This window comes from uncultured Turicibacter sp. (assembly GCF_938044715.1).
Classification (GTDB): Bacteria; Bacillota_I; Bacilli_A; order MOL361; family Turicibacteraceae; genus Turicibacter; species Turicibacter sanguinis.
The window spans coordinates 1-7,575 of the sequence record NZ_CALIOS010000077.1 but is presented as its reverse complement, the minus strand read 5'-3'; the positions used below and the strand labels follow the sequence as shown (position 1 = coordinate 7,575).

Here is a 7,575-nt window from a genome sequence, read left to right as displayed (position 1 = left end):
TTAGCAGAGACCTGTGTTTTTGATAAACAGTCGCCTGGGCCTATTCACTGCGGCTTGCTTTCACAAGCACCCCTTCTCCCGAAGTTACGGGGTCATTTTGCCGAGTTCCTTAACAAGAGTTCTCTCGCTCATCTTAGGATTCTCTCCTCGCCTACCTGTGTCGGTTATCGGTACGGGCACTTACTAAATTAACCCTAGAAGCTTTTCTTGGAAGCGTGACATCAGTTGACTTCGCCATACGGCTTCGGCATCACAGCTCAATGTTATGCCATGCGGATTTGCCTACATGACCACCTCACTGCTTACACGTGAATCCATTAACACGCTCAACTTAGCCTTCTCCGTCACTCCATCAGTTTAATAAGTGGTACAGGAATATCAACCTGTTGTCCATCGGCTACGCCTTTCGGCCTCACCTTAGGTCCCGACTTACCCAGGGCGGACGAGCCTTCCCCTGGAAACCTTAGGCTTTCGATGGATAGGATTCTCACCTATCTTTCGCTACTCACACCGGCATTCTCACTTCTAACCGCTCCACAGCTCCTTCCGGTACTGCTTCTCCGCTGTTAGAACGCTCTCCTACCACTGACACCTAAGTGTCAATCCGCAGCTTCGGCGGTCCGTTTAGCCCCGGTACATTTTCGGCGCAGAGTCACTCGACTAGTGAGCTATTACGCACTCTTTAAAGGATGGCTGCTTCTAAGCCAACCTCCTAGTTGTCTGTGCATCTCCACATCCTTTTCCACTTAACGGACACTTGGGGGCCTTAGCTGGCGGTCTGGGCTCTTTCCCTTTTGACCATGGACCTTATCACCCACAGTCTGACTCCCGATGATATCTATCTGGCATTCGGAGTTTGATTGAGATCAGTACCCCGAGGTGGGGCCATCACCCATTCAGTGCTCTACCTCCAGTAGACTTGCCATCGAGGCTAGCCCTAAAGCTATTTCGGAGAGAACCAGCTATATCCGTGTTCGATTGGAATTTCACCCCTAGCCACAAGTCATCCAAGCACTTTTCAACGTGCCCTGGTTCGGCCCTCCAGTCAGTGTTACCTGACCTTCAGCCTGCTCATGGCTAGCTCACACGGTTTCGGGTCTACAACATCGTACTCTTCGCCCTATTCAGACTCGCTTTCGCTACGGCTCCGCATCTTCTGCTTAACCTCGCACGATATCGTAACTCGCCGGTTCATTCTACAAAAGGCACGCCATCACCCATTAACGGGCTCTGACTATTTGTAGGCACACGGTTTCAGGTTCTCTTTCACTCCCCTTCCGGGGTTCTTTTCACCTTTCCCTCACGGTACTGGTTCACTATCGGTCACTAGGTAGTATTTAGCCTTACGAGATGGTCCTCGTTGATTCCGACGGGATTCCACGTGTCCCGCCGTACTCAGGATTCCTTCCATGCATTTCACAATTTCACCTACGGGACTCTCACCCTCTCCGGTTGGCCTTCCCAGACCACTCGGCTATCATGATTTGTCAATTATGAAGGTCCTACAACCCCGGCTAGTGCCGGTTTGGGCTCTTCCCACTTCGCTCGCCGCTACTACGGGAATCGATTTTTCTTTCTTTTCCTCCAGGTACTTAGATGTTTCAGTTCCCTGGGTCTGTCTCCTATATGGCTATGTATTCACCATATGGTGCTAGCGTATAACCACTAGCGGGTTTCCCCATTCGGATATCCCCGGATCAAAGCTCACTTACAGCTCCCCGAGGCGTTTCGCCGTTTGTCGCGTCCTTCTTCGACTCCTAGTGCCAAGGCATCCTCCGTGCGCCCTTATTCACTTAACCTATAAAAAATAATTCTTTATTTTTTTCTTCTGTTTGAAGATATCTAGTTTTCAAAGATCAACTTTTGGTGGAGACTAGGGGGATCGAACCCCTGACCTCCTGCGTGCAAGGCAGGCGCTCTCCCAGCTGAGCTAAGTCCCCTGGGTATTTAATTAATGGTCGGGAAGACAGGATTCGAACCTGCGACCCCCTGGTCCCAAACCAGGTGCTCTACCAAGCTGAGCCACTTCCCGTTTTTATGGCGCGCCCAAGAGGAGTCGAACCCCTAACCTTTTGATCCGTAGTCAAACGCTCTATCCAATTGAGCTATGGGCGCTTATTTACTTTTGTTGCTTACCGTGTTATTTGGTACTCACTTATAATACACTACTTGTCGAACTATGTCAATCATTATTTAATAAAAAATTCTAACTAATGTTATTTTAGCACTACACTAGTTATTTTTCCCTGTTTTTATCTATTTATACATTCTTTTAATAGTTTTTAAATAACTCAGTTTCATCGATAAAATCAATCTAGTGTTCAACCAATTTATTTACTTCTTCACATGTATTGTACTCAAAAAATTAATCTTATCTAATCACTTAATCAATTCTATGATTAACATTAATCCTAATATTTCATACACATTTGCTTTCGAAATTTCAAACCCTGACATATTTTTTTCATTTCCATTCCTCCCTTTCACTCAATATATATAGCAAACCTTTATTTTAGGTGTGGGAGCTTTTCAAATTAATCCATTGTTAAAAAAATAAAAAAGGCATGCCTAGTGACATACCTTTATCATCAATAAGAATCGATATTAATTCTTATTTTTTTTCTATTCTTTGATCCCGCTGCATATGCAATTGTGCGAATCGCATTTGCTGTTTTACCTTGTTTACCGATAACACGTCCTATATCTTCCTTATTAACCATAACTTGAAAGAGAATGTATTCATCTTCACTAGGAAACTCTTTTATACGTAGATCTTCTTGATGTTGAATGAGCGGGCGAATCAAATTTTCAATTAATGAAATATAGTTCACCGATGCTTCCATAATTATTTAGCGTATTTTTCGTTGTGGAATTTTGTTAAGATTCCTTCAGCTGAGAATAAAGCACGAACTGTATCAGTTGGTTGAGCTCCGTTACGTAACCATTTCATTGCTAATTCTTCATCGATTGAAACGATAGCTGGTTGAGCAACTGGATTGTAAGTTCCGATTACTTCGATGAAACGTCCGTCACGTGGACTAGTTGATGTAGATGCTACGATACGGTAGAAAGGTTTTTTCTTAGAACCCATACGAGTTAAACGTAATTTTACCATTATATATTCCTCCAATTATTTTCAAAATTATACTGTTAAGTATTTTTCCTTAACACGACAATTCAAATTATAGCAAGAACAAAAAAAAGTGTCAAGCATTTTTACTTAACACTTTAATTTTATTTTATTGCATCTAATCCCTCAGGTCCTACTTCTACTTTTTGTACTCCGTGAAGGTTTTTGATTTTACTGACAATATTATCTTTTTGTGATTCATTAACATAAAGACAAACATAGTTCATTTTTTTAGAGATATAGACAACATGTCCAAACTGAGACATCTTTTGTTGAACACTCGACTTTTTCGTATAAACAATAATCTGAATGCGTCTTTGATCCAATGATTTCTCCTCCTAAAAGTATTAATGTGAACAACTCCCACCACTACATCCACAAGAAGAACCTTTTTTAGGGTAGTCTACTTTAATCGAATTTTCCATATATACAGCGATCTGATTTAAAATCTCTTGGATTTCTTTTTCACAATTTTTAAATTCCTTTATGACTGTATGTTGAAATAAACTTGATTTAGCATCTATGAGTTGTTGTGTAACCTCTTTATAATCAGGATGATGTTTAGAACCATAGCGTTGAACATCTTCATATGCCGATTTTGCTTTTTCAAATTTTGAAACTAAAGTTTTAATTTCAGGGCTTTTATCTATTTCATGTTGTAGTTCTTTATATCTTTTACTTACTGGTAGTGAGATAATTTCTTCCACTAACAGTTCAGATAATTCAAGATATTCACTAGTATTTAACATTTTTCATCACCTTCCTAATTATATCATAACCAAATTCAGATGACTAATCATTTTACTTACTAGAGAACATCTTCAACATCAGTTGTGCAAAGTTAAGTTGTTGTTCAAATTTTTGTAAACGCGAAGGCGTTGCTTGTTTTTTTAACGTTTCAATTTCGTTCACAAAGTCTTGATATCTTTCAGGATTTCTGTTTAATTCTTTATACCAGAATGGATACATTCTAATATAGTCTCTTTGTTCAATATTATTAACAATTTGATACATTACGTCCATATTCCATCACCTAATCATCAAATTTTGAGAATAAACCAGGGAATGATTGTTTTTGACTAGCTGCTGCTCCTAATCCTGCAGCCGTACCGGCTCCCTTACCACCTTGCATCGTTTGGAAAAGTTGAATAAATTTCTGTACGGTCGTCATGGTTTGTTGAACTTTATTCATATCCATTTTTTGAAGATACTGAAATGCTTGAGCCATCATTTCTGTCCCCGATAGTGTTGCAGAGCTACTATTAGATGTAGTTGTTGATTTCGTTTCACTTTTTGTCTTATCCGTAGCTGGCGCGCTTTGATTACTTTCTTGTGTAACTTCTTTGTATTTTTCCCATTGGCTATCATCTTCTCCATACAAGTACCATTCCTCATAGATTGACTGCCATGTTGCTTTTCCACTTCGAACATCATTTTTTAATCCAGGATATTTACGTACGAAGCTTTTAAATTCATCTAATTGACTGTCCACTTTCTCTCACCTCGCTACAATTAGTCACTATATTATAGGCAATGTCCACCCCATTGGTGACTAATTTTCCTAATTTATATGAACAATCGCCTTTATCTTTTCTATTATATGAAAAAAAGTCTCAGTATGTGACTGAGACTTAGACTATTTAAAGGGAATAATATTTGTTTTTAATAATTCGGTAACGGTTGCATTACTTTTCTCAGTTTTCAATTTTGAGAGCATTTCAATTCTAACATTTAGATAAACACCGATAGTGAAGAACAATACCATTAAACTAGTTCCTCCATAACTAATAAACGGAAGCGTCACCCCGGTTAGTGGAATGGTTCCACTAGCTCCCCCTAAATTAATAACCGGCTGTAATAAAAAAATGGCACCGACACCGATACAAACTAAAGAACCAAATAAATCCTTACATTTAAACGCGGTTAAGAAACAGCGAGCTACAATGACTAAATACGCCACCATGATTAATAAAATTGTAACAACTCCCAACTCTTCAATTAAAATCGTACTGATCATATCGGTATGGGGCTCGATTACATAACCATATTTTTGTGTACTATTACCAATCCCTACTCCAAACAATCCTCCAAGTGCAATGGCCGTGTACCCCATGACATTTTGAAGTCCATTATCATGATTAAATGGATCCCACCAAATATAAAATCGATCCATCTGATAATCCTTTAAACTTAGAATTAATGGAATAATAATTAATAAAGCCATCCCAATAAGTGTCATAATGACTTTAAAATCAATTCCACTACACATAAATATAATGACACCAATTCCAAAGATAATCAGAGCTGAACCTAAGTCTGGCTGGATTAAAACTAAGCCTGTACAAAATCCTAAATAAAGTAATACCCTTAAAAAACTATTTGATAAATACTTTATACCATTAACTAAAAATCCTTGGAAATTTTCTATCGTTCCGATATTCTTAAAAGACCTTAGATGATATTTATTTTGTTTGATACTGTATGTAATAAACCATGCTAGAGCCAATATGACACCTAATTTGACAAACTCAGCTGGTTGAATGGATAAAGGACCAATTTTAATCCAACTTCTTACATTGGAAGCTCCTGAACCTTTACCAAATATCAAAGTAAAGATTAAAATCGGAGGACAAAGTACTGTTGCTAAAAAAGCAAAAAATTTCAATACATTATACGGGATTAAGGCTAAGAATATCATTCCAACAATCCCAATAACTCCACTTACTACTGTTTTTTTAACAAAAAACAATGTATCATCCGCTGCTCCATTATAAATTGAAATACTCGTTATGCTATATATCATCAGTAATCCAATTCCAAATAAGGCAAACACAAGAATTAAAACCACTTTATCTAACTTTTGTGCCCGCTCTATCATGGGTTTGAAAGTAAACTTCTTTTTCTGTTTCTTAACTTTACCTTTAAACTTCATATTAGCTCTCCTCTATAATATAGAAAAAAATTCAATGTATTACTATTTTACCATGTTTTAATAGGTAAACCAAACTGATAGTTTTAGGATATTTATAATTTTATCTATCCCTTTGCATGAACCAAGTTCGTCATTTTACGTATAATACAGTGTAATCAGGAATGAAGGAGGGATAAATGATGTACAATTACGGAACAGGAAACAACTATAGTTATGGTGGTTATGCAAGTGGATACGGTTATGGTGGGTATGCACCCGTTGCTTATCCTATGCCGGTTTACAGTACTGGTAGTGGATGTAGTAATAACTTCGCTCTTATTCTCGTCTTATTTATTTTATTAGTAATCATCGGATGTAGTCATGGCTTCGGTGGTGGAAATAATAGCGGTTTTGGATGTGACTGCTAATTGAAAATCCCTTGTAAACTGATTCATAAATAAGAAGAAAAACGATTAACTATTCTTCTTAAACTACATATGATATATTGAAGTTTCAAACTGAAGGAGGAAATAATAATGTATAATTATGGATATAATTGCTATACACCTTGTGTTCAACAAAGTAGTGGTTGCGGTGGTTTCGCATTCATTCTTGTTTTATTCATCTTATTAGCTATTATTTGTAGCTGTGGTGGATTTGGATTTGGTGGAAACAACTCTTGCGGTTGTTAATTAAAGTAGCAAATTTATTTGAAGGGATCTTCATTAGAAGATCTCTTTTTTCCTTTCTAAAATAATTTTATTTTTTTCATCAATTCATTAACCATTCAGGCACTTTAACGTAATATATATTGAGGTTCAAGAATGAAAGGGGAATATAAAATGTATAATTATGGATATAATAACTACTGTACACCATGTGTACCTGCTTATAATGCTAATGCTGGATTCGGTGCTGGTTGTGGTTGCGGAGGATTTGCATTTATCCTTGTCTTATTCATCTTATTAGCAATTATCTGTGGATGTGGCGGATTCGGGTTTGGCGGAGGATGCTCAAACGATTGTGACTGCTAATAAAAACAGTCGATATTTAGACGGCTCAAATTGAGCCGTTTTTTTATGTATTTTTTCTAGCGATGGGCTTGTTTACAATAACACTTTATTATTTTTTGCGTATTATATACTGAGCCTGATAGAAAAAGGAGGAAATCATGATGTATTACAATGGCGCAGGATACGGCTATCCTCAACCATGTATGCCTGTAGTACCTGTTGCAGGAGGCTATGGTGGTGGTTGTGGTTGCGGATTTGGGGGATGCTTATGTGCATTCATTCTTGTCTTATTTATCCTAATTATTGTCTGTGGTTGCGGTTGCTTTGGATGCGGCAATGGTTGCGGCGGGGGATGCTTTGGATGTTAGTCACTAAATAGCGACTATATAATATAGAAAGCTAAAGTTGAATCTTTAGCTTCTAAATTTAAAAAATTAATAACCAAAATGGTAAAAAAGCGTAATATATATTAAGTCATGAATCTAAGGAGGGATTAGTGATGTGTGTTGAAAGTTGTGGAA

At 37.7% G+C, this 7,575-nt stretch carries 10 protein-coding genes, 3 tRNA genes, 1 rRNA gene and 1 pseudogene; 4 read left to right on the top strand and 11 right to left on the bottom strand.

The annotated features are described in order from the left end of the window. The 11 genes from QWC74_RS08330 to QWC74_RS08280 all read right to left on the bottom strand — a co-directional run. Window positions 1-1,799 (bottom strand): 23S ribosomal RNA (locus QWC74_RS08330); the annotation flags it as partial. A 65-nt stretch (window positions 1,800-1,864) separates the two neighbouring features. Further along, window positions 1,865-1,940 (bottom strand) — tRNA-Ala (locus QWC74_RS08325). Between the two features lie 15 nt (window positions 1,941-1,955). After that, a tRNA-Pro gene (locus tag QWC74_RS08320) sits at window positions 1,956-2,032 on the bottom strand. A 6-nt stretch (window positions 2,033-2,038) separates the two neighbouring features. Beyond that, a tRNA-Arg gene (locus QWC74_RS08315) sits at window positions 2,039-2,115 on the bottom strand. Between the two features lie 473 nt (window positions 2,116-2,588). Continuing rightward, the gene (locus QWC74_RS08310) at window positions 2,589-2,831 is read right to left on the bottom strand and encodes a KH domain-containing protein (RefSeq protein WP_237701284.1); all 243 of its coding nucleotides are present in this window, start codon (window positions 2,829-2,831) and stop codon (window positions 2,589-2,591) included. A gap of 14 nt (window positions 2,832-2,845) precedes the next feature. Further along, on the bottom strand, window positions 2,846-3,115 hold the full coding sequence (gene rpsP / locus QWC74_RS08305; protein WP_211101859.1) for a 30S ribosomal protein S16: 270 nt from the start codon (window positions 3,113-3,115) through the stop codon (window positions 2,846-2,848). Window positions 3,116-3,234: 119 nt separating this feature from the next. Further along, the gene (locus QWC74_RS08300) at window positions 3,235-3,456 is read right to left on the bottom strand and encodes a DUF2129 domain-containing protein (RefSeq protein WP_006785292.1); all 222 of its coding nucleotides are present in this window, start codon (window positions 3,454-3,456) and stop codon (window positions 3,235-3,237) included. 21 nt (window positions 3,457-3,477) lie between these two features. Continuing rightward, window positions 3,478-3,879, bottom strand: a complete 402-nt coding sequence (locus QWC74_RS08295; protein WP_006785291.1) for a YlbF family regulator — start codon at window positions 3,877-3,879, stop codon at window positions 3,478-3,480. Window positions 3,880-3,931: 52 nt separating this feature from the next. Continuing rightward, window positions 3,932-4,153 carry a YlbE-like family protein gene (locus QWC74_RS08290; protein WP_006785290.1) on the bottom strand — a complete coding sequence of 74 codons (222 nt, stop codon included), beginning with the start codon at window positions 4,151-4,153 and terminating at the stop codon, window positions 3,932-3,934. Between the two features lie 10 nt (window positions 4,154-4,163). Then, window positions 4,164-4,622 carry a spore coat protein YlbD gene (gene ylbD, locus QWC74_RS08285; protein WP_006785289.1) on the bottom strand — a complete coding sequence of 153 codons (459 nt, stop codon included), beginning with the start codon at window positions 4,620-4,622 and terminating at the stop codon, window positions 4,164-4,166. A gap of 144 nt (window positions 4,623-4,766) precedes the next feature. Further along, window positions 4,767-6,062: an FtsW/RodA/SpoVE family cell cycle protein gene (locus QWC74_RS08280; protein WP_006785288.1), complete on the bottom strand. Its 1,296-nt coding sequence runs from the start codon at window positions 6,060-6,062 to the stop codon at window positions 4,767-4,769. Window positions 6,063-6,355: 293 nt separating this feature from the next. Here QWC74_RS08280 and QWC74_RS14875 point away from each other — a divergent pair. The 4 genes and pseudogenes from QWC74_RS14875 to QWC74_RS08260 all read left to right on the top strand — a co-directional run. Beyond that, window positions 6,356-6,469, top strand: a pseudogene (locus tag QWC74_RS14875) (YjcZ family sporulation protein); the annotation flags it as partial. A gap of 108 nt (window positions 6,470-6,577) precedes the next feature. Further along, window positions 6,578-6,733, top strand: coding sequence for a YjcZ family sporulation protein (locus tag QWC74_RS08270; RefSeq protein WP_006785286.1), 156 nt, complete (start codon window positions 6,578-6,580; stop codon window positions 6,731-6,733). A gap of 150 nt (window positions 6,734-6,883) precedes the next feature. Further along, complete coding sequence (locus QWC74_RS08265; protein ID WP_006785284.1) at window positions 6,884-7,075, top strand: hypothetical protein; 192 nt, start codon at window positions 6,884-6,886, stop codon at window positions 7,073-7,075. A 140-nt stretch (window positions 7,076-7,215) separates the two neighbouring features. Beyond that, complete coding sequence (locus QWC74_RS08260) at window positions 7,216-7,422, top strand: hypothetical protein (RefSeq protein ID WP_006785283.1); 207 nt, start codon at window positions 7,216-7,218, stop codon at window positions 7,420-7,422. The last annotated feature ends 153 nt before the right edge of the window (window positions 7,423-7,575 follow it).

Bases quoted from the DNA above. Each gene is read 5' to 3' on its own strand.
- rpsP (WP_211101859.1), bottom strand. From the start codon at position 3,115: ATGGTAAAATTACGTTTAACTCGTATGGGTTCTAAGAAAAAACCTTTC.
- QWC74_RS08295 (WP_006785291.1), bottom strand. From the start codon at position 3,879: ATGTTAAATACTAGTGAATATCTTGAATTATCTGAACTGTTAGTGGAA.
- QWC74_RS08290 (WP_006785290.1), bottom strand. From the start codon at position 4,153: ATGGACGTAATGTATCAAATTGTTAATAATATTGAACAAAGAGACTAT.
- QWC74_RS08280 (WP_006785288.1), bottom strand. From the start codon at position 6,062: ATGAAGTTTAAAGGTAAAGTTAAGAAACAGAAAAAGAAGTTTACTTTC.
- QWC74_RS08270 (WP_006785286.1), top strand. From the start codon at position 6,578: ATGTATAATTATGGATATAATTGCTATACACCTTGTGTTCAACAAAGT.
- QWC74_RS08265 (WP_006785284.1), top strand. From the start codon at position 6,884: ATGTATAATTATGGATATAATAACTACTGTACACCATGTGTACCTGCT.
- QWC74_RS08260 (WP_006785283.1), top strand. From the start codon at position 7,216: ATGTATTACAATGGCGCAGGATACGGCTATCCTCAACCATGTATGCCT.